This window comes from Streptomyces sp. NPDC048650, from assembly GCF_043199095.1.
Taxonomy (GTDB): domain Bacteria; phylum Actinomycetota; class Actinomycetes; order Streptomycetales; family Streptomycetaceae; genus Streptomyces.
The window spans coordinates 117978-143489 of the sequence record NZ_JBICVM010000017.1; the positions used below are offsets into that span (position 1 = coordinate 117978).

General features: G+C 73.1%; 19 protein-coding genes. 13 read left to right on the plus strand and 6 right to left on the minus strand.

The window, feature by feature from the left end; all coding sequences use genetic code 11:
* Position 1 precedes the first annotated feature (1 nt).
* From ACGFML_RS33450 to ACGFML_RS33460, 3 genes are all read right to left on the minus strand, one after another.
* Positions 2–1333, minus strand: coding sequence for a coenzyme F420-0:L-glutamate ligase (locus ACGFML_RS33450; RefSeq protein ID WP_393549400.1), 1332 nt, complete (start codon positions 1331–1333; stop codon positions 2–4).
* Positions 1330–2286: a 2-phospho-L-lactate transferase gene (gene cofD / locus ACGFML_RS33455; protein WP_393549401.1), complete on the minus strand. Its 957-nt coding sequence runs from the start codon at positions 2284–2286 to the stop codon at positions 1330–1332. Before cofD ends, ACGFML_RS33450 begins: the two co-directional genes overlap by 4 nt.
* A gap of 119 nt (positions 2287–2405) precedes the next feature.
* A complete protein-coding gene (locus tag ACGFML_RS33460; RefSeq protein WP_393549402.1) occupies positions 2406–2903 on the minus strand; it encodes a cysteine dioxygenase in 498 nt (165 codons plus the stop codon).
* Positions 2904–3601: 698 nt separating this feature from the next.
* Between ACGFML_RS33460 and ACGFML_RS33465 the strand changes: the two genes are divergently transcribed.
* From ACGFML_RS33465 to ACGFML_RS33475, 3 genes are all read left to right on the plus strand, one after another.
* Positions 3602–3865, plus strand: coding sequence for a WhiB family transcriptional regulator (locus tag ACGFML_RS33465; protein WP_003983763.1), 264 nt, complete (start codon positions 3602–3604; stop codon positions 3863–3865).
* 316 nt (positions 3866–4181) lie between these two features.
* Positions 4182–7976 (plus strand): glycosyltransferase, encoded by a 3795-nt coding sequence (locus ACGFML_RS33470; protein ID WP_393549403.1) that lies wholly within the window; start codon positions 4182–4184, stop codon positions 7974–7976.
* Complete coding sequence (locus ACGFML_RS33475; RefSeq protein WP_393549404.1) at positions 7973–9553, plus strand: DUF5719 family protein; 1581 nt, start codon at positions 7973–7975, stop codon at positions 9551–9553. The genes ACGFML_RS33470 and ACGFML_RS33475 overlap by 4 nt, the downstream gene beginning before the upstream one ends.
* Before the next feature lie 17 nt (positions 9554–9570).
* On the opposite strand, the gene ACGFML_RS33480 is transcribed toward ACGFML_RS33475, so the two are convergent.
* Positions 9571–10038, minus strand: a complete 468-nt coding sequence (locus ACGFML_RS33480) for a metallopeptidase family protein (RefSeq protein ID WP_393549405.1) — start codon at positions 10036–10038, stop codon at positions 9571–9573.
* 259 nt (positions 10039–10297) lie between these two features.
* On the opposite strand from ACGFML_RS33480, the gene ACGFML_RS33485 reads away from it, so the two are divergent.
* From ACGFML_RS33485 to ACGFML_RS33515, 7 genes are all read left to right on the plus strand, one after another.
* Positions 10298–10741, plus strand: coding sequence for a DUF3499 domain-containing protein (locus ACGFML_RS33485; RefSeq protein WP_393549406.1), 444 nt, complete (start codon positions 10298–10300; stop codon positions 10739–10741).
* A gap of 167 nt (positions 10742–10908) precedes the next feature.
* The gene (locus ACGFML_RS33490; RefSeq protein ID WP_393549407.1) at positions 10909–12525 is read left to right on the plus strand and encodes an L-lactate permease; all 1617 of its coding nucleotides are present in this window, start codon (positions 10909–10911) and stop codon (positions 12523–12525) included.
* A gap of 110 nt (positions 12526–12635) precedes the next feature.
* Entirely contained in the window at positions 12636–13994 is a 1359-nt protein-coding gene (locus tag ACGFML_RS33495) for a phosphomannomutase/phosphoglucomutase (protein ID WP_393549408.1), read from the plus strand.
* Between the two features lie 172 nt (positions 13995–14166).
* Positions 14167–14379, plus strand: a complete 213-nt coding sequence (locus tag ACGFML_RS33500; RefSeq protein WP_393549409.1) for a Trm112 family protein — start codon at positions 14167–14169, stop codon at positions 14377–14379.
* Positions 14380–14455: 76 nt separating this feature from the next.
* Positions 14456–15595 carry an SIS domain-containing protein gene (locus tag ACGFML_RS33505; protein WP_393549410.1) on the plus strand — a complete coding sequence of 380 codons (1140 nt, stop codon included), beginning with the start codon at positions 14456–14458 and terminating at the stop codon, positions 15593–15595.
* Between the two features lie 56 nt (positions 15596–15651).
* Complete coding sequence (gene manA, locus ACGFML_RS33510) at positions 15652–16845, plus strand: mannose-6-phosphate isomerase, class I (RefSeq protein WP_393549411.1); 1194 nt, start codon at positions 15652–15654, stop codon at positions 16843–16845.
* A gap of 133 nt (positions 16846–16978) precedes the next feature.
* Entirely contained in the window at positions 16979–17938 is a 960-nt protein-coding gene (locus ACGFML_RS33515) for a cation diffusion facilitator family transporter (protein ID WP_393549412.1), read from the plus strand.
* Between the two features lie 99 nt (positions 17939–18037).
* On the opposite strand, the gene ACGFML_RS33520 is transcribed toward ACGFML_RS33515, so the two are convergent.
* The gene (locus tag ACGFML_RS33520) at positions 18038–20128 is read right to left on the minus strand and encodes a fructose-specific PTS transporter subunit EIIC (RefSeq protein ID WP_393549426.1); all 2091 of its coding nucleotides are present in this window, start codon (positions 20126–20128) and stop codon (positions 18038–18040) included.
* Positions 20129–20635: 507 nt separating this feature from the next.
* On the opposite strand from ACGFML_RS33520, the gene ahcY reads away from it, so the two are divergent.
* Both ahcY and ACGFML_RS33530 read left to right on the plus strand, forming a co-directional pair.
* The gene (gene ahcY / locus ACGFML_RS33525) at positions 20636–22093 is read left to right on the plus strand and encodes an adenosylhomocysteinase (protein WP_393549413.1); all 1458 of its coding nucleotides are present in this window, start codon (positions 20636–20638) and stop codon (positions 22091–22093) included.
* A gap of 200 nt (positions 22094–22293) precedes the next feature.
* Positions 22294–22908 (plus strand): hypothetical protein, encoded by a 615-nt coding sequence (locus ACGFML_RS33530; RefSeq protein ID WP_393549414.1) that lies wholly within the window; start codon positions 22294–22296, stop codon positions 22906–22908.
* 44 nt (positions 22909–22952) lie between these two features.
* Here the strand turns inward: ACGFML_RS33530 and ACGFML_RS33535 are convergent, their stop codons facing one another.
* The gene (locus ACGFML_RS33535) at positions 22953–23936 is read right to left on the minus strand and encodes an RDD family protein (RefSeq protein ID WP_393549415.1); all 984 of its coding nucleotides are present in this window, start codon (positions 23934–23936) and stop codon (positions 22953–22955) included.
* A gap of 104 nt (positions 23937–24040) precedes the next feature.
* Between ACGFML_RS33535 and ACGFML_RS33540 the strand changes: the two genes are divergently transcribed.
* A complete protein-coding gene (locus tag ACGFML_RS33540; RefSeq protein ID WP_393549416.1) occupies positions 24041–25048 on the plus strand; it encodes a stage II sporulation protein M in 1008 nt (335 codons plus the stop codon).
* The last annotated feature ends 464 nt before the right edge of the window (positions 25049–25512 follow it).

The following is a 25512-nucleotide window of genomic DNA, read 5'->3' on the forward strand; positions in this document are numbered from 1 at the left end:
CTCAGCGCACCACGACGAAGTCGGCGCCGTCCCGCGCCGGCCGCTCCTTCGGCGGTGCCGCCGCACGCCCGATGGCCACCGCTCCCATCGGCTCCCAGTCGTCGGGCAGCCCGAGCACCTCGCGCACGACGTCCCGGCAGAACATCGTCGACGAGATCCAGGCGGAGCCGAGGCGCTCGCCCGCCAGCGCGATCAGGAAGTTCTGGATACCGGCGCCGTGGGCGACCACGAACATCTCCCGTTCGGCGGCGCTGCGTCGCGCGTCGGGATAGCTGTGCGAGCCGTCCGTCACCATGCAGGGCACCGCCAGATACGGCGCGTTGCGCAGCACGTCGCCGCGCCGCACCCGCCGGGCGATCGACTCCTCCGGCCTGCCGTCCCGCCGCAGATCCGCGATCCAGGCGTCCCGCATGGCGTCCAGGAGCCGGACCCGCGCCGCCGCGCTCTCCAGCAGGACGAACCGCCAGGGCGTGGTGTGGTGCGGCGCGGGTGCCGTCAGCGCCGCCGCGACGGCCCGCCGTACGGCGCCGCCGTCCACCGGGTCGTCGGTGAACTCCCGGACGGTACGCCGCAGCGTCACCGCCTCGCGCACCGCCTCCGAGGTCCCCAGCCGGAACATGTCGTCCGCGGCGTTTCGCACCAGCGCCCGCGCCCCCTCGCCGTCGCCCGTCTCCTCGACGACATGGGGGAGCCCGCGCACCACGGCGACCGGCAGCCCCGTGGCCTTGCCCTTCACCAGGTCACCGGCGGCGGCCAGTTCGTCGGCGGTGGCCACCACGGTCGCACTCAGCGGATTGCCGTGCGCGTCGGTGCCGCCGCGCAGATCGTCCAGGACCCGCACCCCGGCCGCCCCGATGGCGACGTCGGTGAGCCCGCTGCGCCACGGGCGCCCGAAGGTATCGCTGATGACGACGCCGACGTCGACGCCGAGCGCGTCGCGGACGCCCGCGCGCAGGGCACGGGCCGAGGCGTCCGGGTCCTCCGGCAGCAACAGCACCGTCCCCGCAGGGGTGTTGGAGGCATCGACCCCGGCCGCGGCCATGACCAGGCCCTGCCGGTTCTCGACGATCCGCAGCCCACCGCGGCGCGCCACCACCCGCACGGTCTCCTGATCGATCGCCGCCTCGCGGTCGGTGGCCTCGATCATCCGGCCCTCGGCCTTGCTGACGATCTTCGAGGTCACCAACAGCACGTCGCCGTCGACGAGTTGATCCGCCCCGTCGGCGGTGGCCGCCGCCGCGATCAGCTTGACGAGGTCGTCGCCGGGCCGCACCTCCGGCATCCCCGGCAGGGCCCACACCCGGTAGGCGGGCACCTCGGGGGTGCGGCTCACGCGCGTACCTCCTCGGCCAGCGCCAGCGCCTCGCGCACCATCGCGGCCGTGGTGTCCACGTCCGTCATCATCAGCGGGACGGCCCGGCAGCGGATACCGGCCGCCTCGACCTCTGCCACCGTGCCCTCGTCGACGGAGTCGACCAGCCAGCCGTCCAGCAGCCCCGAGCCGTAGTGCTGGGCGACCGCCGCGGCCGTCGCCTCCACCCCGACCGCCGCCAGCACCTTGTCGGCCATCCCGCGGACGGGGGCGTCCCCGACGATCGGGGAGAGGCCGACCACCGGCACCCCGGCGTCCGCGATGGCCTCACGGATGCCCGGCACGGCCAGGATGGTGCCGATGCTGACGACCGGGTTGGACGGCGGGAAGAGCACCACGTCCGACTCGGCGATGGCCTCCAGCACGCCCGGTGCCGGCTTGGCCTGGTCGGCGCCGACCGGCACGACGGCGTGCGCGGGCACCGAGGCGCGCATCCGCACCCAGTACTCCTGGAAGTGCACCGCCTTGCGTTCGCCGTCCTCGTCGACGGCCACATGGGTCTCGACCCGGTCGTCGGACATCGGCAGCAGCCGCACGCCGGGCTTCCAGCGGGCGCACAGCGCCTCGGTGACGGCGCTGAGCGGATAGCCGGCGCCGAGCATCTGGGTGCGCACGATGTGCGTGGCGAAGTCCTGGTCACCGAGCCCGAACCACTCGGGTCCGACGCCGTAGGCGGCCAGCTCCTCCTTCACCCGGAAGGTTTCGTCGGTGCGGCCCCAGCCCTGCTCCTCGTCGATGCCGCCACCCAGCGTGTACATCACGGTGTCCAGGTCGGGGCACACCTTGAGCCCGAACAGATGGATGTCGTCGCCGGTGTTCCCGATGACGGTGATGTCCGCGTCCGGAACCGCTGCCTTCAGTCCCCGCAGAAAGCGGGCGCCGCCGATACCGCCGGCCAGAACCACAATGCGCATAGAGACAGTGTGTCAGCCGGAGGCGGACTCCATCAGGGGCGGTGGTCGGGCGACGGGTGGGCAGTGTGTCAGCCGGAGGCGGACTCCATCAGGGGCGGTGGTCGGGCGACCTGCCCGGCTCAGCCGCCGGCCGGCTCGACCAGGGCCTGCGGTGCGCACTGGGCGCTGTGCATCGGCATCTCCGTCAGGCCCGGGAAGTAGACGTGCAGGCTGACCGCCGGCGTCAGGGAGTCGTTGACGACCTCGTGGACGTACTCCGGGGCGAAGACCCGCTGGGCGCCGGCCGTCAGTGTGCGGGAGCCGGTTGCGCCGTGCTCGGTCAACTCGCCCTCGAGGACGGTCAGCACACCGGATGAACGTCCGTGGCCGTGCCGGCCGCTGCCCTGGCCGGGCACCCAGCTCAGCAGCCACACCTCGTAGCCGGGGCCGGTGCGCAGCCGGTGGTACCAGCGGGTGGTGGCGTCGTAGCGGACGAGCGGGGCCCAGGCGTCGCGGTCGGCGGCGAGGGAACGGGCCAGGCCCACGAAGCCGGCGACGGTGGCGGGGTGGGCGGGGACGGGCGGCAGCAGGTGGGGGATGGCGAGCGGGTCGCCGGCGATCTGGACGTCGCTGTTCATGGGGGTGTCGGGTTCCTCGGCACAAGAGCGGGGTGACGCGCGAACGGGGGTGCGGCGCGGCGCGGGCTTTCCCTGTGGGGTGCACGGCGCGGGCTCGCGGAAGAGCGGGGCGCTGCGGGGTGGTGCGAGCGGGACGGCTGGAGCTCAGTGGCTTCAACAGCTGGAACAGCGACAGCGAGCCTGCGCAGCGCAGAGCGACCCGTAGGCACGGGTCAGTCGGGGCGCGGGATTCACTGGCATGCGCTCAAGGAGACCGGGTTCACGGCGGGATGTCAACCGGATGTCGTGTTTGCCACGGATGTTTCACCTCATCCGGTTGCGCTGCCCGGTGAAAGGTTTGTGCAGCCGCTGACCAGGAGATGTCGCCCACCAACCGCGCATCCAAACGCCGTTGTGGTTCTGTGATCCGGCTGTGATCTTTCCCGCTGTCGGCGTGCGGAGTGCAACGTGAATGCCATCCGGTCGCGTCTTGACCGGTGTGGAGGAGGAACCGGACGGCATGCCCGGGGAAGTGTCCTGTTTTTTAGTGATTTGAACACTTTCCGCATACGCTTGGTTCCACAGAGTGAATAAGAGGCCCAATAGCAGATCTCGGCTTGACTGGCCCGGATCAGCACACTTGTAATTTCACTCGTGTCGTTCAGCCAAAAACGATCACGGCTGGATCACGGGGACGTAAAGACGGACGAGGGGCGCACATGACCGAGCTGTTCCAGGAATTGCTGGTCGAGGAGGCGGACGAGGAGCTCGGCTGGCAGGAGCGCGCACTGTGCGCCCAGACCGACCCCGAATCCTTCTTCCCGGAGAAGGGGGGGTCCACCCGCGAGGCCAAGAAGGTCTGCCTCGCGTGTGAGGTCCGCTCCGAGTGCCTTGAATACGCGCTCGCCAACGACGAGCGCTTCGGCATCTGGGGCGGTCTGTCCGAGCGCGAACGGCGCCGGCTGAAGAAGGCCGCCGTCTGACGATGTCTCGGCAGCCGGCAACACCCGCGGCGCGCGGCTTCGCGCGGCCCGCCGCAGTACCACGCCAACTCCCCATATCACCCGATAGAGAACTCTCCGCCTCCAGCGACCTGACCGCCGGAGGCGGACTGCTGTGTACGGACCCGGTCGGGGCACCGGCACGAACCATTAGTGTGGGGCACCGTCCGAGATGCGCCGCCGCCCTGCCGGGCGCGCGCGTCGCCTCGTAGTCCGTCGCAGTGTCTTCCGGGGGCGGGGGCCTTGAGCGACTTCGCCGCGGGCCCCGGGCTCCCGGGTCCGGAGGGCCCGTACCTCGATGTCCGTGCACAGCCAGTCGGCGGCCCAGGCCGCCTCATACACAGCTGACACCCCAGAGTTCCCGCGGCATGTCGTCACCGCAGTGATCGTCTCCCACGACGGTGCCCGCTGGCTGCCCGACGCGCTCGCCGGGCTGCTCGGCCAGGAGCGCCCGGTCCAGAACGTCATCGGTGCCGACACCGGCAGCGCGGACGACTCCGCCACGCTGCTCGCCGACGCCATCGGGGACGAGCGGGTACTGCACCTCGCCCGCCGCTCCGGATTCGGCACCGCCGTCGACGAAGCCGTCCGTACGGCCCCCGTGCTCACCCCCGACGACCTGCCCTATCTGCGCCGTCCCAGCGGCTGGGACCCGGTCAGCCGCACCTGGCGCGACGACGCCTACGACATGCCGGAACTCCCGCACGGCGAGCCCGTCCAGTGGCTGTGGCTGCTGCACGATGACTGCGCCCCCGAGCCCGATGCGCTCGCGGAACTGCTGCGGGTCGCCGACGCCGGCCCCTCCACCGCCGTCGTCGGCCCCAAGCTGCGCAGCTGGTACGACCGCCGTCAGCTCCTCGAAGCGGGCGTCAGCATCGCGCGCAGCGGCCGCCGTTGGACCGGCCTGGACCGCCGTGAGCAGGACCAGGGCCAGCACGACCAGATCCGCCCCGTGCTGTCCGTCTCCACCGCCGGCATGCTCATCCGCCGCGACGTCTACGAGCGGTTGGGCGGCTTCGACCGCCGGCTGCCGCTGATGCGCGACGACGTCGACCTGTGCTGGCGGGCCCAGGCCGCCGGCCATCAGGTGCTCGTCGCCCCGGACGCCATACTGCGGCACGCCGAGGCCGCCGCCCGCGAACGCCGTCCCATCGACTGCGTCGGCCGCTCGGTCGCCAACCCGCACCGGGTCGACAAGGCCGGTGCCGTCTACACGCTGCTCGCCAACAGCCGCGGCGCGCTCTTCCCGTACACCCTGCTGCGGCTGCTGACCGGCACCTTCCTGCGGGTCCTGGCCTACCTCGTCGGCAAGGTCCCCGGCCAGGCGCTCGACGAACTCGCCGGGCTCTTCGGCACCCTGCTGCGGCCGGGCAAGATCCTCGCCGCACGCAAACGCCGAGGCCGCCCGGCGGTGGACGCCGCCGAACTGCGGCCGCTCTTCCCGCCGCCCGGCGCGACGGTACGCGCCACCGTCGAGCAGGTCGCCGGCAACCTCGCGGGCCGGGCCGCGCCCGACGTGGCATCGGCCGGCCGGCACGGCGCCGTGGAGTCCGGCCCCGGTGGCGACGACGCCGACTTCCTGGAGGTCGAGCAGTTCGCGCGGCTCAAGCGGATGGCCCGCAGACCCGCCCCGGTGCTCTTCCTCCTCCTGCTGGTGATCTCGCTGATCGCCTGCCGGGGACTGCTCGGCTCCGGCGCACTGACCGGCGGGGCGATGCTGCCCGCGCCCGACAGCGTGGCGGACCTGTGGTCGGCGTACCTCGACAGCTGGCATGCGGTCGGCACCGGCGACGCCGCCTCCGCCCCGCCGTATCTGGCCGTCGTCGCGCTGGTCTCCACGGTCTTCCTCGGCAGCACCGGCTTCACGCTCACCCTGCTGCTCGTCTGCTCCGTCCCGCTGGCCGGTCTGACCGCCTACTTCGCCTCCCGCCCGCTGGTCGCCTCCCGGCTGCTGCGGGCCTGGGCGAGCATCGCGTACGCCTTCCTGCCCGCGGCCACCGGCGCGCTCGCGGGCGGCCGGTTGGGCACCGCGGTGCTCGCCGTCGTGCTGCCCCTGATGGCCCGCGCCGCGGTCGCCGCCGGCGGGCTGCGGCTGAGCCCCGGCACCCGGCCCGGCTGGCGCGCCACCTGGGCGTACACCCTGCTGGTCACCTTCACCATGGCCTTCACCCCGGTCGTCTGGCCGATCGCCGTCCTGCTCGGCATCGTCCTGCTCGTCCGGCGGGTCGTGGGCGGCAGCCGTGAGCTCCTGCTCGGACAGGTGCTGCGCCTCCTGGCCGTGGCTGTGGTGCCCGTCGTGGTGCTCGCCCCCTGGTCGCTGTCGCTGCTCGGCAACCCCTCGCGCTTCTTCCAGGAGGCGGGGCTGGACTACGGCGCCGGATCGGCCTCCGCACTGGACCTGATCGGCCTGAGCCCCGGCGGCCCGAAGGCGGCCGGCGGGGTACTGCTGATCGGTGTGGTGCTCGCCGCGCTGGCGGCGACGCTGCGCGACAAGCGGCAGACCGCGATCCGTACCGCCTGGGTGGTGGCGATCGCCGGGCTGCTGTGCGCGGCGCTGGGCAACGGCTCCGGATGGACCGGCCCGGCGATGCTGGTCTACGGGCTGGCGCTGCTGTGCGCCGCGGTGATCGGCGCCGAGGGCATCCGCACCCGGATGGCCAGCCTGGGCTTCGGCTGGAAGCAGCCGGTCGCCGTGCTGATCGCGCTGGCGTCCGTGCTCGCCCCGGTCTACGCCGCCGTCGGATGGATGCTCACCGGTGCCGCCGGGCCTCTGGAGCGGCGCGACCCGTCCCAGGTGCCCGCGTTCGTCGCCGAGGAATCCGGTACCGCCGACCGGGCCCGCACGCTGGTGCTCGACGGCAGCACCGGCCATGTCGGCTACACGCTGGTCCGCGGCTCCGGCGCCCGGCTCGGCGACGCCGACCTGGCCACCACGGCCGGCGAGGACCGGCGCCTGAGCGGCATCGTCGCCCACCTGGTGGCGGGCTCCGGCGCCGACCAGACGAGCCGGCTCGGCGGCTACGCGGTCCGCTACATCCTGGTGCGCGACGGCGCGCCCCGCCAGATGGGCCGGGTGCTGGACGCGACCCCGGGGCTGACCCGGCTCAGCCAGGACGACGGCAGTTCCCTGTGGCGGGTCGACCGCCGGGTCTCGCGGGTCTCCATCGTGCCGGCCCGGGCCACGGACGACACCAGCGCCGCCGCGCCCGTCGCCGTACCCTCCGGCCCGGTCGAGGCGCACACCGACAAGGTGCCCGCCGGCCCCGCCGGCCGGGTGCTGCGCATCGCCGACGCCGCCGACCCCGGCTGGCAGGCCACCTTGGACGGCACCGCGCTCAAGCCCGTCACGGTCGACGGCTGGGCGCAGGGCTTCCGCCTTCCCGCGGCCGGCGGCCGGCTCGACCTCACCTACGAGAACCCGCTCGGCCACACCGTCTGGCTGTGGATCCAGGGCCTGCTCGCCGTCGTCCTGGTGGTGATGGCGCTGCCGGGTCGCCGCCGGGAGATCGACGACGACCTGCCCGAGGACGCGGCAGTCGTGGCCGCCCAGACGGCCACCGGGGACGGCCGCCGGGCGCGCCGGCTGCGGGCCGCCGCGGAAGCGGCCGGCAACCAGGCAGCACCGGAGGCCGGCGGCCCGGCGGCGGATGCCGGTGCCGGCGAGGAGGCGCAGGCCGCCGGCCCGATGACCGGGGCGATCCCCGGTCAGGACGCGGTGCCCATGGGTGCCCCGCAGACCGTGGCGGACGGCGATCCGTACGCGGCGGTGCCCCAGCAGCAGTCGTACGAGCAGTGGCAGGCCGCCCAGCAGGGCATGCCGGTCCAGCCCGGCGAGCAGCAGCCCTACGCGCCCGCCGACCCGTACCAGGGGCAGTACGCCCAGCAGCCGCCGTACCCGCAGGCCGACCCGTACCAGGCCGCCGACCCGTTCGCGGCGGACCCGTACCAGGCGGGCGCCTACGACCCGTACGGCTACGCGCAGCAGCCCCAGCAGCCCCAGCAGCCCCAGCAGCCCTACGACGACGGCACCGAGTACCCGGGGTACTCCGGCTCCTACCCCGAGCCGCGCCGTGACGGGAGCGACCAGCAGTGAAGCGCACGATGATGTCCCTGATCGGCGCGGCGGCGGGGCTCGCCGCCGTCACCGGCGTCGCCGTCGTGGCCGCCCCCGACGGAGCGGCCACCGCGACGCCCCAGGGCGCCAGCAGGCTGCCCGTCCAGCGTTCCTCGCTGCTCTGTCCGGCCCCCACCTCCTCGGAGCTCGGCGACACCACGTACACGTCCTTCGTCCCGAAGGGCGCGGCGGCCGGAGCGGACGCCGGGAAGGGCACCGCCAGGCTGCTGCCCGCCGGAACGGTCAAGGACACCGGCGGCGGGACCAAGGGCGGCAAGAAGGCGGGCAAGAAGGGCGCCAAGGACGACGGCGCGAACGCGGGCGGCACGACGGTCCCGCCCCGCGACACCAAGCCCGTGGCGCCCCTCCGGGAGGCCGGGAAGCCGGTGACCGCCACGACCGGCAGCGCCGACGCACCGGCCCTGGTGGGCGACGCGGACGGCACCCTCGCCCCCGGCTGGACCGTCCAGCAGACCACCTCCGTCACCGCCGGCAACGGCCGCGGCCTGCTCGGGCTGGGCTGCACCACCCCGGACACCACGTTCTGGTTCCCCGGTGTGAGCACCGACAAGGACCGCCAGGACTACGTCCACCTGACCAACCCCGACACCACCCCCGCCGTGGTCGACCTCGAGCTGGCCGGCAAGGACGGCTCGCTGACCGGCTCGTCCGGTGAGGACATCACGGTGCCGCCGCACACCACCGTCCCGGTGCTGCTCTCCACCCTCACCGGCAGCCCGGCCACCAACGCCGCACTGCACGTCGTCGCCCGCGAGGGCCGGGTCGGCGCCGCCGTTCAGGCCGCCGACGCCGAGCTCGGCAGCGACTGGCTGCCGCCCGCCGCCGATCCGGCCGCCGCTCTGGTGCTGCCCGGCATCCCCAAGGACGCGACCTCCGTGCGTCTGGTGGCCGTGGCGCCGGGGGAGGCGGACGCCGACCTCAAGGTGCAGCTGGCCACCCCGACCGGCCTGATCACCCCGGCCGGAGTGGAGACGCTGCACGTCAAGAGCGGTATGACCACCGCGGTCGACCTCAAGGGACTGACCAAGGGCGAGGCCGGGTCGCTGGTGCTCACGCCCTCCGACGACAGCTCCAAGGCCCCCGTCGCGGCGGCACTGCGGGTGACCCGGGGCAAGGGCGCCGACCAGGAGATGGCGTTCATCCCGGCGACCCGCCCGGTGGACAAGCGCGCCACCGTCGCGGACAACCGGGCCAAGGGCGGCACCCTCTCGCTCGTCGCGCCGGAGAAGGGCAAGGACGCGAAGGTCAAGGTCACCGCGTCGGCCGGGAGCGGCGGCGGCACGCCGCTCACCAAGACGTACACGGTCAAGGGCGGCACCACCCTCGCCGTCGACCCGCCCCGCCCGCAGGGCCTCAAGGGCTCCTACGCGCTGACGGTGGAGCCGCAGCCGGGCAGCGGCCCGGTCCACGCGGCGCGCACCTTGTCGCAGCCGCTGGGCCGTGTTCCCGCCTTCACCGTGCAGACCCTGCCGGACGACCGGGGCACGGTCGTCGTCCCGACGGCGGGCCAGGACCTGTCGCTGCTCAACGACTGACCGGCGCCGAACCCGCGCTACGGCCCCTCGTCCTGGCCGTAGCGCGGGTCCACCGACTCCGGGGACAGCCCCAGCAGTTCGGCGACCTGCTCGACGACCACCTCATGGACCAGCAGCGCGCGCTCGTCGCGACTCTTCGTGCGGATCTCCACCGGCCTGCGGTAGATCACGATCCGGTCGCGATGTCCGTCGGCGGCGGGCAGCGCCCGGCCCAGCGGTACGGTCGCGTCGTCCGTGTCCGGATCCGGCCGCCCGTCGGGGCCGAAACCGGGCACGTCCAGGACGAGGAAGTCGACCTCCGCCAGCTGCGGCCAGCGTCGCTCCAGCCGGTCCCGGGAGTCGTAGACGAGATCCACGAAGGCGTCGGCGCGGCTCACCGACAGCGGCACCTGCGGCGGCGCGATCGGGCCGCGCATGCCACGGCCGTGCCGGTCGCGGCGGCGGATCCGCGGCTGGGGAGGTCGGGGAGGTACGGGGCTGTCCATCAGCATCGAGCGTAACCGTCGCGGGCGGGGCGGCACCGTGAAGCGCGACAAGACGCCGGATGTCGCCGGGTGACCGCTCCGGTCCGGGTTCCGTTCGGTTGCCTTCCGCCATCGGATCGCGGATCGCCCGCGAAATGCCATCAATTGGACCGACCTGTGACGTCTTTCCGCACCGCGCGCCGTCCGTCCCGGCCTGCCCGGACCGGCCCGGGGCGAGCGGGTGCAGGTCAGACGCATCGGACGAAGTGGGACGACACGGTTGGGTGAGCCGGGGGAGAGTCGTCGCGGCCCGCTCAAGAGTGCGGTAGCGTCCAACGTCGTGAGCCCTGTACGTCGCTGTTCGCGCACTGCGTGCGGCCGCCCCGCCGTCGCAACGCTGACGTACGTCTATGCGGATTCGACCGCCGTGCTCGGACCGCTCGCCACCTACGCCGAACCGCACTGCTACGACCTGTGCGCCGAGCACTCCGAGCGGCTGACCGCGCCCCGCGGGTGGGAGGTCGTCCGGCTCGCCATCGACACCGGCCCGGCCCAGCCCAGCGGCGACGACCTCGAAGCGCTCGCCAACGCCGTCCGCGAGGCCGCGCGGCCCCAGGAGCGCGCCCCGGGCGGCGACGGACCGCAGCCCGCCGGTCGCGACGGCCGGCCCATGGAGGTCGCCCGCCGCGGCCATCTGCGAGTGCTGCGCTCACCCGACTCCTGAGCCCCGGCCCCGCCCGACGGAAATCCGGCCCGGCCGGTCGGTGACGGAGCATTGACGCCGACTTGGCGCGGACACGACCATGCCTCCACTCCCGCGTGATCGGCTTTCGCATCGCGGAAACCCGATCGCGGAATCACCACCGGGAGCCGCCCACCCCGGGAGGCCGCGTGTACGTCCAACAGCTGGAGCCCATCGCCGACTCGCTCGCCCTGTCCGCCCTCGTCGCCGCACTGCCCCTGCTCACCGTGCTCGTCCTGCTCGGCGCGGTACGGATGCGCGCCCACCTCGCCGGTCTCATCGGCCTCGCCGCCGCCTTCGCGGTCGCCTGCCTCGGCTACGGCATGCCCTTCGGTCAGACGCTCTCCAGCGCCGCCCAGGGCGCCGTCTTCGGCCTCTTCCCGATCCTGTGGATCGTCGTCAACGCCCTGTGGGTCTACCGGATGACGGTCCGCACCCGGCACTTCGACGTCCTGCGCCGCTCCTTCTCCCGGCTCTCCGCCGACCCCCGCATCCAGGCCCTGGTCATCGCCTTCTGCTTCGGTGCGCTGCTGGAGGCGCTGGCCGGTTTCGGGGCGCCCGTCGCCATCAGCGCGGTGATGCTGGTCGCGCTCGGCTTCGACCCGGTCAAGGCCGCCGTCGTCGCCCTCGTCGCCAACACCGCACCGGTCGCCTTCGGCGCCATGGGCACCCCGGTCGTCACCCTCGCCCAGGTCACCGGGCTGCCGCTGGACGACGTCGCCTCCGTGGTGGGCCGTCAGACGCCGTTGCTGGCGCTGCTCGTACCGCTGCTGCTGGTCGTCCTGGTCGACGGGCGGCGCGGCCTGCGCGAGACCTGGGTGCCCGCGCTCGCCTGCGGGGCCGCCTTCGCCGCCGTGCAGTTCCTGGCCGCCAACTTCGTCTCGGCGCAACTCGCGGACATCGGGGCGGCGCTGGCCGGCGCCGCGGCCCTGGTGGCCGTGCCGAGCGCCCGCCGGCCGGCCGCCGAGCCGGTACGCGCCGCGGTCCTCACCGGGGTGCGCAGCCAAGACCCGGACCCGGCCGACGAGCGCCGCGAGGTGCTCCGCGCCTACGCCCCCTACGCGCTCATCGTCGTCATCTTCTCGCTCGCCCAGATCCCGCCGGTCAGGGACCTGCTGGCGAGGGCGACGAGGACCTTCGACTGGCCGTTCCTGGACGTCGCCGGCCCCGACGGCACCCCGGTGGGCGGCAACGTCCTCACCCTGCCGCTGATCGCCACCGGCGGCACACTGGTGCTGCTGGCCGGCGTCCTGACCGCCGCGCTGCTCGGCGTACCGGCGGGCGCGGCGGTACGCGAATGGGCCGCCACCGTCCACGAGTTGCGCCGCGCCCTGCTCACCGTGACCTCCGTGCTGGCCCTCGCCTACGTCATGAACCTCTCCGGACAGGCGGCCACCATCGGCCATTTCGTCGCCGCGGCCGGCGCCGGGCTCGCCTTCCTCTCGCCCGTCCTGGGCTGGTTCGGCGTGGCCGTCTCCGGCTCCGACACCTCCGCCAACGCCCTCTTCGGCGCCCTCCAGGTCACCGCCGCCCAGCAGTCGGGACTGGCGCCCCAACTCCTCGCCGCCGCCAACAGCTCCGGCGGGGTGCTCGGCAAGATGATCTCGCCGCAGAACCTGACGATCGCGTGCGCGGCCGTCGGACTCGCGGGACGCGAGGGCGACCTGCTGCGCAGGGTCCTGCCCTGGAGCCTGGGGCTGCTGCTGGTGATGTGCCTGATCGTGGTCGGGCAGAGCACCGCCGTACTGGGCTGGATGTTGCCGTAGGGCCCGCCGGACCGGCCGCGGCGCACACCCCGGCCGGTTCGCGGCCCCCGCACAGGTCGGGCGGGTAGGTTGGGCTCCGTAGCGACTCAGCGACTCCAGGAGGGCTGGCTGTGACCGATCTGTCGCAGATCGTCAAGGCGTACGACGTGCGCGGTGTGGTCCCCGACCAGTGGGACGAGACCCTCGCCGAACTGTTCGGCGCGGCCTTCGTCCAGGTCACCGACGCGGACGCGATCGTGACCGGGCACGACATGCGGCCCTCCTCGCCCGGTCTCGCCCGGGCCTTCGCCCGCGGCGCGGCGGCCCGCGGCGCGGACGTCACCGAGATCGGCCTCTGCTCGACCGACCAGCTCTACTACGCCAGCGGCGCGCTGGGCCTGCCCGGCGCCATGTTCACCGCGTCGCACAACCCGGCGCAGTACAACGGCATCAAGATGTGCCGGGCGGGCGCCGCCCCGGTCGGCCAGGACACCGGCCTGTCCGAGATCCGCGCCCTCGTCGAGGGCTGGTCGCAAAGCGGCGCCCCGGAGCCGGTCGCCGCCACCGGTGCCGTCACCCAGCGCGACGTCCTCGCCGACTACGCGGCCCATCTGCGCGAGCTGGTGGACCTGACCGGCATCCGCCCGCTGAAGGTCGTCGTGGATGCGGGCAACGGCATGGGCGGCCACACCGTCCCCACCGTCTTCGAGGGCCTGCCGCTCCAACTCGACGCGATGTTCTTCGAGTTGGACGGATCGTTCCCCAACCACGAGGCCAACCCGCTGGACCCGAAGAACATCGTCGACCTCCAGGCCCGGGTTCGCGAGACCGGCGCCGACCTCGGCCTCGCCTTCGACGGCGACGCCGACCGCTGCTTCGTCGTCGACGAGAACGGCGACCCGGCCTCCCCGTCCGCGATCACGGCCCTGGTGGCCGCCCGCGAACTCGCCAAGCACCCCGGCGGCACGGTCATCCACAACTGCATCACGTCCTGGTCGGTCCCCGAGGTCGTCAAGGAGAACGGCGGCAAGGCGGTCCGCACCCGGGTCGGCCACTCCTTCATCAAGCAGGAGATGGCCCGGACCGGCGCCATCTTCGGCGGCGAGCACTCCGCGCACTACTACTTCCGCGACTTCTGGAACGCCGACACCGGCATGCTCGCCGCGCTGCACGTCCTCGCGGCCCTCGGCGGCCAGTCCGGCCCGCTCTCGCAGCTCGTCGCCCAGTACGACCGCTACGCGGCCTCCGGCGAGCTCAACAACACCGTCGACGACCAGGCCGGCCGCCTCGCCGCCGTCAAGGCCGCCTACGAGAACCGCACGGGCGTCACCATCGACGAACTGGACGGCCTGACCGTCACCGCCGCCGACTGGTGGTTCAACGTCCGGCCCTCCAACACCGAGCCCCTGCTCCGCCTGAACGTCGAGGCCCGCGACGCGGCCACCGTCGACCGGGTCCGCGACGAGGTCCTCGCCGTCATCCGCGCCTAGCCGGCCAGGGACCCTTCGGATCACCCGGACCCGGACGATCCGAAGGACCCCTGCCCCGGTGGCGACCCGCCGCCGCCCCCGCCCACCTCCGCACTTCGTCTCCGAGCAGGACCCGGCCCCCCGTGCGGCGGTACGCTGGCGGGGCCGCAACCACCCCGAAGGAGCAGCCTCCATGCCGGTCGAAGCCAGCCTGATCGAGATCCTCGCCTGCCCGGCGTGCCGTGCCCCGCTCGAGGACCGCACCGAGGCCGACCCCGCCCGGCTGACCTGCACCTCCGCCGACTGCGGCCTCGCCTACCCCGTCCGGGACGGCATCCCCGTGCTCCTCGTCGACGAGGCCCTTCCCCACGACCCCGAAGGCGCGGGAGACACCACCCCCGCCTGACCGGGCAGCGCCGGGCCCGCCCCGGCGCCGCCCGGTGACACCCCGCCCGCACCGGCGATCGGAGGCCGCGCGCACCATGCTCGACGAGTCACTCCTCGACACTCCCGAGGCGCTGGCCGGCGCCGACCGCTACGGACTGCTGCGCGGCGTGGCCGAATCCGGCGCCCGGGTCCGTACCGCCGTCCGCAGCGCCACCGAAGCCGGCATCCCCGACCTCACGCCCGACGGACGGCCGCGCGCCGTCCTCGTGGCCGGGCCCGGCCCGGCCGCCTCCATGGTCGCCGAACTCCTCAGCGCCCTCGGCGGCGGCAGCGCCCCGGTCACCCTGATCCGGCCCACCGGCGTCGCACCGGTCCCCGGCGCCCTGCGCTGGACGCTGCCGGGCTGGACGGGCCCCCTGGACCTGCTGCTGCTCGCCGGACCCGACGGCTCCGACCCCGGCCTCGCCGAGCTGGTCGAGCAGGCGTACCGCCGCGGCTGTGCCGTCGTCGCCGTCACCCCGGCCGACGGACCGCTCGCCGAGGCCGTCACCCAGGCCCGCGGCCTGACCGTCCCGCTGGCCACCACCCCCTACGACGCCGAGTTCGACGTCGAGGGCGCGCCCCCGGCCGCCCCCGGCACCCTCTGGTCGCTGCTGATCCCGCTGCTCGCGCTGGCCGACCGGATCGGTCTGCTCAGCGCTCCGCCCGAGGCGCTCGACCGCCTCGCCGACCACCTCGACCAGCTCGCCGAACGCTGCGGTCCGGCCACCGCCACGTACACCAACCCGGCCAAGACCCTGGCCGCGGACCTCGCCGAGGCGCTGCCGCTGATCTGGACCGAAGGCACCGTCGCCGGGGCCGTCGGCCGGCACTTCGCGACCGTGCTCGCCGGGCTCGCGGGCCTCCCCGCGCTCGCCGCCGAGCTGCCCGAGGCGCTCACCACCCACCGTCCGCTGCTGGCCGGCTCGCTGGCCGCCGGCGCCGACCCGGACGACTTCTTCCGCGACCGCGTCGAGCAGCCCGCCGCCCTGCACGCCCGGATCCTGCTGCTGCGCGACCGGCGGGAGGCGGGCCCGCACTCCGCCACCCGTGCCGCCGGCGCGCTCGCCGAGGAATGCGACACCGCCCTCAGCGAGCTCCAGCCGGAGAGCGGCAGCGAACTGGAAGCCGCCACGGAACTGCTCGCCATCACAGATTTCGCCGCCGTTTACCTCGCGCTCGCCGACACCGAGTGATCATTGGCCCGACCCGTCAGCCGGCGGCAGTGCCGACATCAGGAAGCAGCAGCCCCATGGACCGCCTCGCCAATACCGTGCGCCCCTATGCCTGGGGTTCCACCACCGCCATACCGGAGCTCCTCGGCGTGGCTCCCACCGGCGCCCCCCAGGCCGAGATGTGGCTGGGCGCCCACCCCGGCGCCCCCTCCCGGGCGGACCGCGGCGCGGGCCCGGTCTCCCTGGCCCAGTTGATCGACGCCGCCCCCGAGGCCGAACTGGGCGACGCCGCCGTCCGCTCCTTCGGCCCCCGGCTGCCGTTCCTGCTCAAGCTGCTCGCGGCCGGCTCGCCGCTCTCCCTCCAGGTCCACCCCGACCTGGCCCAGGCGAAGGAGGGTTTCGCCGACGAAGAGCGACGCGGCGTCCCCAGGGACGCCGGACACCGCAACTACAAGGACGCCAACCACAAGCCCGAGCTGATCTGCGCGCTCACCCCCTTCGACGGCCTGTGCGGCTTCCGGCACCCGGCCCAGGCCGCCGACCTCCTGGAGGGGCTGGCCGTCGACGACCTCAAGCCGTACGTCGACATCCTGCGCGCCGGCCCCGAGGAGGCGGCGCTCCGCGAGGTGCTGACCGCCGTCCTGAGCGCCGAACGCGAAGCGATGGCCGCCACCGTCGAGCGCGCCGCCGCCGCTGCCGGAGCGCTCGGCGACCGGGGCGGCCCGCACGCCGCCGACTACGCCGCCTACGCCGACCTCGCCCACCACTACCCGGGCGACCCCGGCGTCATCGCCGCCATGCTCCTCCACCACGTCCGACTCCAGCCCGGCGAGGCACTGTTCCTCGGAGCCGGCCTCCCGCACGCCTACCTCAGCGGCCTCGGCGTCGAGCTGATGGCCAACTCCGACAACGTCCTGCGCTGCGGCCTCACGCCCAAGCACGTCGACGTCCCCGAGCTGCTGCGGATCGTCCGCTTCGAGCCCGGCGACCCGGCCGTGCTGCGCCCCGAGGCGATCGACGGCGAGGAGGTCTACGACACCCCCATCGACGAATTCCGGCTCTCCCGCTTCGTCCTCGCCCCCGGGGCCGCGCCCCGGCCCCTGGACTCCGGCACTCCGCAGATCCTGCTGTGCACGGCGGGCACGGTCCGGCTGGCGGACGGCTCCGAGGAGCTCACCCTCACGCCCGGCGGATCCGTCTTCGTCCCGGCCGGCGAGCGCATCGCCCTCTCCGGGGAGGGCACCCTCTTCCGCGCCACGGTCATCGCGTAGCGGTGCCGCCCGGACGTCCGCAGGACGGCCTCGTGGCATCGCTCCCTCGGCGGGCTGCAACAATGACCGCCGCAGGTATTAAAGGGGCGGTAAAGCGGGAGAGCTCCGTCGACGGAAGGGACTAGCGGCACACATGAGCGCATCAGGCGGGACAAAGGCGATCGTCGCGGCGCTGGGCGCCAACCTGGCGATCGCCGCAGCGAAGTTCGTGGCCTTCGCCTTCAGCGGCTCGTCCTCGATGCTGGCCGAAGGCGTGCACTCCGTCGCGGACTCCGGCAACCAGGGCCTGCTGCTGCTCGGCGGCAAGAAGGCCAAGCGCGCGGCGACCGAGGAGCACCCCTTCGGCTACGGCCGCGAGCGGTACATCTACGGCTTCCTGGTCTCCATCGTCCTGTTCACCATCGGTGGCGTCTTCGCGCTCTACGAGGGCTACGAAAAGGTCCACGAGCCGCACGCGCTGGACAACTGGTTCTGGCCGGTCGGCGTCCTGGTCTTCGCGATCATCGCCGAGGGCTTCTCCTTCCGCACGGCCATCAAGGAGTCCAACGAGCTGCGCGGCAAGCAGACCTGGGGCCAGTTCATCCGCCGCGCCAAGGCCCCCGAGCTGCCGGTCGTCCTGCTGGAGGACTTCGGCGCGCTGATCGGTCTGGTCCTCGCCCTGGCGGGCGTCGGCCTCACCCTCGCGACCGGCAACGGCATCTGGGACGGCATCGGCACCATGTGCATCGGCGCACTGCTGGTGGTGATCGCCCTGGTCCTGGCCGCCGAGACGAAGTCGCTGCTGCTGGGCGAGGCCGCGGGCCCCGAGCAGGTCGCCAAGATCCGTGCGGCGATCGTCGACGGCGACGTCGTCACCCGCGTCATCCACATGCGCACCCTGCACCTCGGCCCCGAGGAGCTGCTGGTCGCCGCCAAGATCGCGGTCGAGCACGACGACACCGCCGCCCAGGTCGCGAAGGCCATCGACGCCGCCGAGACCCGCATCCGCGCGGCGGTGCCGATCGCCCGGGTCATCTACCTGGAGCCGGACATCTTCAGCGAGGACGCAGCGGGTGCGGGTGCCGACCCGGAGTCGACACCGGGCGGTCGCTGAGCCGTCCCGCGAGCTCGGGCCCCCGCACTCACCGAGTGCGGGGGCCCTGCCCGTTCCTGACGGGCCGCGGCAATCGGGCCCGTTCCTGAGGGCCGGGGGTTACTGGATCTCGCCGAGCACGCGCAGCACCGCCGCCTCGTCCGTGGCCGTCTGGAGCCGGGCCCGGAAGTCCGTGTCCATCAGCTTGCGCGACAGCAGCGCCAGAATCCGCAGATGCTCGTCGCCGGCCGCCGCCTGAGGCACCGCGATCAGGAACACCAGCTTGGCCGGGGTCCCGTCCGGCGAGCCCCAGTCGATGCCCTCCGCGGACCGCGCGAAGGCCACGACCGGCGCGGTCACGGCGTCCGTCTTGGCGTGCGGAACGGCGATCTCCTCGCCGAGCCCGGTGGTGCCCTGCTCCTCCCGCGCCAGCGCGACCCTTACCAGCTCGGCCACGTCCGTCACCCTGCCGCCGGCGGCCGCCAGCTCGGCCATCTCGCGGATGGCCGCCTCCTTGCCGGCCGCGGCGAGCCCGGTCCGGACGGTCCGCGCGGTGAGGTGGCCGGACAGCACCTCGGGGACACCGTCGGCCTCAGGGGCCTCAGGGGCCGCAGGGGATCCGGCCGAAGCGTCGGCCTCCGACCCGGCGCCTGCCTCCGACCTGGTGCCTGCCTCCGCCCTGCGGTCGGCCTCGGCACGGGACTCGGGCTCGGATTCGGGCTCGGACTCGGCGCCGGCCCCGGTGGTGGCCGCCGGGGCCGTACCGACGGCCGCCCCGACCCCCACCAGAGCGGGCTCCGCCGCCCGCACCGCGAGGGCCGCCGCGGCCCGCACCTTGCGCCGCTCCGACACGTCCACCAGCGTCACCGTCGCCAGCGCCGTGACCACCGCGCCCGCCGCGACGGCCACGAAGAACAGCGGCACGCCGCCGACCGCCCCCAGCACCGCGACGATCGGCCCACCGTGCGGCACCGCGTCCGACACCCCCGCCATCCCCGCGATCGCACCGGCCACCGCGCCGCCGAGCATGTTGGCCGGAATCACCTGCGCGGGCCGCGCCGCCGCGAACGGGATCGCTCCCTCGGAGATCCCGAACAGCCCCATGAACAGCGAGGCCATCCCGGTCTCCCGCTCCTGATCCGTATAGAGCCGCCGACGGATCAGCGTCGCCAGCCCCTGCCCCAGCGGCATGACCGGAATCGCGGCGGCGCACATGCCCATCACGGTCTGGTTGCCGGAAGCGATCAGCCCCGAACCGAAGAGGAACGCCGTCTTGTTGACCGGACCGCCCATGTCGAACGCGATCATCAGCCCCAGAAGCGCGCCCAGCACGATCGCACTGGTCCCGGTCATCTGGCCGAGCCAGTCCGTGAGATGTGTGAACACCCAGGAAATCGGCCTGCCGAGCACGTAGATGAAGAACAGCCCGAGCGCCGACGCGGCCACGATCGGAATCACGATGATCGGCATGATCGGCTGGACGAACCGGGGAACCTTGACCTTCTTGATCCACACGACCAGATAGCCGGCGAGGAACCCGGTGGCGATCCCGCCGATGAACCCGGCCCCCGCGTCCTTCATGCCGTACAGCTCGCCGTGGGTGGCGATCCAGCCGCCGATCATGCCCGGTACCAGCGCGGGCCGGTCACCGATCGCGTACGCGATGTAGCCGGACAGGATCGGCACCATCAGCGTGAACCCGATGGTCCCGATGTTGTTGAGGTCCGCCCAGAACGACCCCGGCGGGATCTTCAGCCCCTCCGGCGTCGGATGGCCGCCCAGCGCCAGGGATATCGCGATGAGCAGGCCGCCGACCACCACGAACGGGATCATGTAGCTGACGCCGTTCATCAGCGCCTTGTACCCGATGCTGCGCTCCTTGCCGCCCGCTGCGCGCTCCGGAGCCGCGCCGCCCCCCGCGTGCACCGGCGCGCGCCGCGCCCGTTCGATCAGCTCCTCGGGATGACGGATGCCCTCCGCGACCCCGACGGCCAGCACCCGCTTGCCGGCGAACCGCTCGCGGTCCACGTCCTTGTCTGCGGCGATGATGACCGCATCCGCCTCCCTGACATCGTTGTCAGACAGTACATTCTCAGCCCCGATGGAGCCCTGGGTCTCCACCTTGATCTCATGCCCGAGGGACTGCGCGGCCTGCGTCAGCTTCTCCGCGGCCATGTACGTGTGGGCGATACCGGTCGGGCAGGCGGTCACGGCGAGCAGCTTCAGCCGCTGCCCGTCCCTCCCCGCAGCCTCGGCGGGATCGGCTGGACTCGTCGTCACGTGGTTCTCCTTACGAACGTGCGCGCGGCCGTGCAGATGTTCCGCGCTCCGGGCATCCTGCATCACCGGCAACCATCGGCACACCCCCCGGACCAGGCCCTGGGGCGCCACCCGCCCGGCGCCACCGTTCGGGATCCGGCGCAGTACCCACCGCTGTGGCCGGGACCGCACGGAATCGGCCCGACCGGGCTGGGGTTCACTGGGCCGATCGGTGTAGATTCGTGCCCAGTGCCAGACGTCGCTGCTGATGGCGGTCGGGCGGACCGCCCAGCGGACCGGCCGAGGGAGAGAGGGCCTCCGACGGACTGCGCTGCGGCCAGGGGAGAGGTGTGTCCGCTTCCGCGAACGCCCCGGCTCCCAGTCACGCTGGGGGACCCCAGCCCGCGCCGCAGACTGCCCAAGCCCCGAAATACACGCGACGCTCGAGGAGCAGCCCGCATGACGACAGCAGCCACCGGCCAGGACTTCAAGGTCGCCGACCTGTCCCTCGCCGCCTTCGGCCGCAAGGAGATCACCCTCGCCGAGCACGAGATGCCCGGCCTGATGGCGATCCGCAAGGAGTACGCCGCCACGCAGCCGCTGGCCGGCGCCCGGGTGACCGGTTCGCTGCACATGACCGTGCAGACCGCCGTCCTGATCGAGACCCTGGTCGCGCTCGGCGCCGAGGTCCGCTGGGCTTCCTGCAACATCTTCTCCACCCAGGACCACGCCGCCGCGGCCATCGCCGTCGGCCCGAACGGCACCCCCGAGGCCCCGCAGGGCATCCCGGTCTTCGCCTGGAAGGGCGAGACCCTCGACGAGTACTGGTGGTGCACCGAGAAGGCCCTGACCTGGCCGAACTCGCCCACCGGCGGCCCGAACATGATCCTCGACGACGGTGGCGACGCCACCCTCCTCGTCCACAAGGGCGTCGAGTACGAAAAGGCCGGCAAGGTCCCCGCGATCGAGACCGCGGAGAGCGAGGAGCACCACTCCATCCTGGAGCTGCTCCACCGCACCCTCGCCGAGACGCCGCAGAAGTGGACGAACCTCGCCTCCGAGATCCGCGGCGTCACCGAGGAGACCACCACCGGCGTCCACCGCCTGTACGAGATGCACCGTGACGGTGACCTCCTCTTCCCGGCGATCAACGTCAACGACGCCGTGACGAAGTCGAAGTTCGACAACAAGTACGGCTGCCGCCACTCCCTGATCGACGGCATCAACCGCGCCACCGACGTCCTCATCGGCGGCAAGACCGCCGTGGTCTGCGGCTACGGCGACGTCGGCAAGGGCTGCGCGGAGTCGCTGCGCGGCCAGGGCGCCCGGGTGATCGTCACCGAGATCGACCCGATCTGCGCGCTGCAGGCGGCGATGGACGGCTACCAGGTCACCACCCTCGAAGAGGTCGTCGAGACCGCCGACATCTTCGTCACCACCACCGGCAACAAGGACATCATCCTGGCCTCGCACATGGCCCGGATGAAGCACCAGGCCATCGTCGGCAACATCGGTCACTTCGACAACGAGATCGACATGGCCGGCTTCGCCAAGATCGAGGGCATCGTCAAGGACGAGGTCAAGCCCCAGGTCCACACCTGGACGCACCCGGACGGCAAGGTCCTGATCGTGCTGTCCGAGGGCCGTCTGCTGAACCTCGGCAACGCCACCGGCCACCCGTCCTTCGTGATGTCCAACTCGTTCGCGGACCAGACCCTGGCCCAGATCGAGCTGTTCACCAAGCCGGAGGAGTACCCGACCGACGTCTACGTGCTCCCCAAGCACCTCGACGAGAAGGTCGCCCGCCTCCACCTCGACGCCCTCGGCGTCAAGCTCACCGAGCTGCGCCCGGAGCAGGCCGCCTACATCGGCGTCCAGGTCGAGGGCCCGTACAAGCCCGACCACTACCGCTACTGAGCCGGCTCCCGATCCCAGTGTTCCGCTCCCGGCGATCCGACGCCCGGCGATCCGACCCCTGACGATCGGAGCCCGGCCCCCACCAGCGGCCGGTGACAGCACGACCAGGCCCTCGCCACTCTTGGCGGGGGCCTGGCCCATAAGGGCCCCACAGGCCCCGACCCCGCCCCCACCGGCCCGTCCGAAGGACTGCACGCCCCATGCCCCGCGGCCACTACTCCCTCCACGACCCGCACGATCACACCCCCCTCGGTGAAGAGCACTTCCACTGCGCCACCGGCCCCTCCGGCTGGCGCTACGTCTCGCAGATCGTCACCCCCGACGGCGAGCACTCCGGCTCCGTCGACCTCACCCTCGACGAACTCGGCCGCCCCCTGCGCCTGGAACTCCACGCCTCCGCCTGGCAGGTCCGCGGCGCCGCCCTCGAGGGCGTGACCTGGGTCCGCACCGACCCCACCGGCGAACACGCCACCGAAGGCAACGTCCCTGCCCACGCCTTCACCGGAGCGTCCCCCGCCTTCCTCATCGCCACCGCCCGGCTGCTGCGCCCCGCCCTCGGCGCCGGCGCCGTCCGCACCCGTCTGGTGGCGCTCACACCCCCCGTCCTCGCCCCCCGCACCCTCGACCAGTCCTGGGCCCTGCGCTCGAGCACACCACACGCCACTGACAACGCCCCGCTGATCGCCGACGAGTACCAGGTCAACGACCTGGAAACCGGCGAACAGCACACCGTCCACATCGCCGGTGACGTCGTCCTCTCCGCCCCCGGCATCGAACTCGAATCCCTCGAATCCCCGCCGTCGACGTTCCCGTAGCGCCACCCACGGGCCCACCGCCGCCCCGACCCGGCGCCCGCCCCTCACGCCGGCGGCGCAAAGCCCGTCCGTGACGGCCGCCCGGTCGCCCCGCTCGTGCCGTCCGGCCGTCCCGCCGCCGGTCCCGCGGGCCCGGACGCAGCGCTCCCGGCCCCGGACACCCCGGCCCCGGGCGCCGCCCACCGCCCGGAGTCGGCCGAGGCAGCCGTCCCAGGAGCCACCGCCGGCGCATCTGCCGCCCGGGCCGCCGGGGCGCCCGCAGCCGGCGCGTCCCACGACGCACCGAACGCCCGCCGCGCCTCCCGAGCCTGCCGCTCACCCACCACGGCGGCCAGATAGGCCGCCGGATGCACCTCCGCAGGCATCCCCACGCCCGTGAACCCCCGCAGATCCTCCGCGAGGCGCCCCGCCATCGCCCCGCCGGCCTGCGGATCCAGCTGTGCCATCCGCCCCAGGTACTGACGCACGGTCAGCCACCACCTGTCCGGCACCCGCGACAGGTCCAGGGCCCCGGTCTCCGCAGCCAGCCATGGCGGAGGCGCCGGCAGCTCCGCCCACATCTCCTCCGCCGGAACCCGCTCCCGCACCACCAGCGTCCCGGCGAACACGTCGCCCACCCGCCGCCCCCGCGCCGAGACCAGCGACGCGATGGACGCCACGACCCCCATCGTCAGCACGATCTCAAGGGCCCCCATGGCTCCCCGCACCAGCGCGTGCCGGAACCGGATCGGTCCCCCGTCCTCCCGCACCACCCGCAGCCCGCAGATCAGCTTCCCCAGCGACCGCCCGTGGCTCAGCGTCTCGACCACGATCGGGATCCCGACCTGGACCAGCACGAACGCCGCCACCGAGGCCGCTGCCAGCGCCGCGCTGTCCAGCGACGACATCGAACCCAGCAGCACCAGCGACACCACGATGTACGTCCCCCAGGCCACGGCCAGGTCCACCAGTACCGCCAGCCCCCGGCTCGGCAACCTCGCCGGCCGCAGCCCCAGCACCACCGCTTCACCCGTCACGAGCTCACTCACCGTGCCCCACTCCCTCTCAACTCCCGCCCGCCCCGCGCCGGCCGCGGCCCAGTCTGCCAAGCTGGCTGGCACCCACCCACGGCGCTGCGAGGAGTGACACCGGTATGGACCTCGACGTCTTCGTCACCGCCCATCGCGCCGAATGGGACCGCCTCGAATCGCTGTTGCGCCGCGGACGCCGCCTCACCGGCACCGAGGCCGACGAACTCATAGCCCTCTACCAGCGCACCACCACCCACCTCTCCCTTGTCCTCTCCAGCGCCCCCGACCCCGCACTCACCGGCCGTCTCACCTCCCTGGTGGCGCGCGCCCGCAGCGCGGTGACCGGCGCCCGCAAGGCTTCCTGGCGCGACGCCGCCCGCTTCTTCACCACGACCTTCCCCGCGGCGGTCTACCGCCTCCGCCACTGGTGGATCCCCACCGCGGTGCTCTCCACCGCCGTCGCCGCCCTCCTCGGCTGGTGGATCGCCGCCCATCCCGAGGTCCAGGCGGCCATCGGCGCCCCCGAGGACCTCCGTGCCATGACGCGCCCCGGCGGCGAGTACGAGACCTACTACTCCAGCCACCCCGCCGCCGCCTTCGCCGCCCAGGTATGGACGAACAACGCCCAGGCCGTCGCCCTCTGCCTGGTCCTGGGTGCCTTCGCGGGCATCCCCGTCCTGTGGGTCCTCCTCCAGAACATGCTCAACCTGGGCGCCGGCATCGGATTGATGTCCTCGGCGGGCCGCCTCGACACCTTCCTCGGACTGATCCTCCCGCACGGCCTGCTCGAACTGACCGCCGTCTTCGTCGCCGCGGGCATCGGCCTGCGCCTGGGCTGGACCCTCGTCGACCCGGGCCCGCGCACCCGCCGCACCGCCCTGGCGGAAGAGGGCCGCTCCGCCCTGGGCGTCGCCGTCGGCCTCGCCGCCGTCCTCTTCGTGTCCGGCGCCCTCGAAGGCTTCGTCACCCCGTCCGGCCTGCCCACCTGGGCCCGCATCACCATCGGCGTCGTCGCCGAGCTGGCCTTCCTGGCCTACGTCTACGTCCTGGGCGGCCGAGCCGCCCGCACCGGCGAGACCGGCGACGTGGCTGCCACAGACCGGGAAGCCCTCCTCCCGACCGCCGCCTGATGTGCATCCAGGCCCGCTGACCTGCTAATCTCCTGTCCGTCCCAGAAACTCCGTTGACACGGGGGGCCTGGGGAGGTAGATTTTAACGGTTGCCACGAACTAGACAGGTTCGACCGCGACAGTTAGTCTCTTCTTCGCTTCGGCCGGATCGCTAATTCGGCGAGGCGCATCGATCATTTACCGGAAGCTCCGGTCGATTAATTCGACCAATAATCTTCTGATAAAGTCGATAAAAGCCGAGAGGCAAATCCCTCCGATGGGAAAGCGAAATCACGTCCGAGCCGGAAACGGCGAAGATGGGATCTGCTAAAGTCGGAAAGGCCGGAAAGCGAAAGCCGGAAGGTCGACCCCGCTCCAACGGGGGACCGAAGACGGAAACGGATCTGGTAAGGTTGGAAACGCGAAGAAGCCGAAAGGCGGAAACGCACCGGCGAAAATCGGGCCCGCAAGGATCTGATAGAGTC

Coding starts and splice junctions, on each gene's coding strand:
- cofD (WP_393549401.1), bottom strand. CDS start 2,286: ATGCGCATTGTGGTTCTGGCCGGCGGTATCGGCGGCGCCCGCTTTCTG.
- ACGFML_RS33460 (WP_393549402.1), bottom strand. CDS start 2,903: ATGAACAGCGACGTCCAGATCGCCGGCGACCCGCTCGCCATCCCCCAC.
- ACGFML_RS33465 (WP_003983763.1), top strand. CDS start 3,602: ATGACCGAGCTGTTCCAGGAATTGCTGGTCGAGGAGGCGGACGAGGAG.
- ACGFML_RS33470 (WP_393549403.1), top strand. CDS start 4,182: ATGTCCGTGCACAGCCAGTCGGCGGCCCAGGCCGCCTCATACACAGCT.
- ACGFML_RS33480 (WP_393549405.1), bottom strand. CDS start 10,038: ATGGACAGCCCCGTACCTCCCCGACCTCCCCAGCCGCGGATCCGCCGC.
- ACGFML_RS33500 (WP_393549409.1), top strand. CDS start 14,167: ATGCCGGTCGAAGCCAGCCTGATCGAGATCCTCGCCTGCCCGGCGTGC.
- ACGFML_RS33505 (WP_393549410.1), top strand. CDS start 14,456: ATGCTCGACGAGTCACTCCTCGACACTCCCGAGGCGCTGGCCGGCGCC.
- manA (WP_393549411.1), top strand. CDS start 15,652: ATGGACCGCCTCGCCAATACCGTGCGCCCCTATGCCTGGGGTTCCACC.
- ACGFML_RS33515 (WP_393549412.1), top strand. CDS start 16,979: ATGAGCGCATCAGGCGGGACAAAGGCGATCGTCGCGGCGCTGGGCGCC.
- ahcY (WP_393549413.1), top strand. CDS start 20,636: ATGACGACAGCAGCCACCGGCCAGGACTTCAAGGTCGCCGACCTGTCC.
- ACGFML_RS33530 (WP_393549414.1), top strand. CDS start 22,294: ATGCCCCGCGGCCACTACTCCCTCCACGACCCGCACGATCACACCCCC.
- ACGFML_RS33540 (WP_393549416.1), top strand. CDS start 24,041: ATGGACCTCGACGTCTTCGTCACCGCCCATCGCGCCGAATGGGACCGC.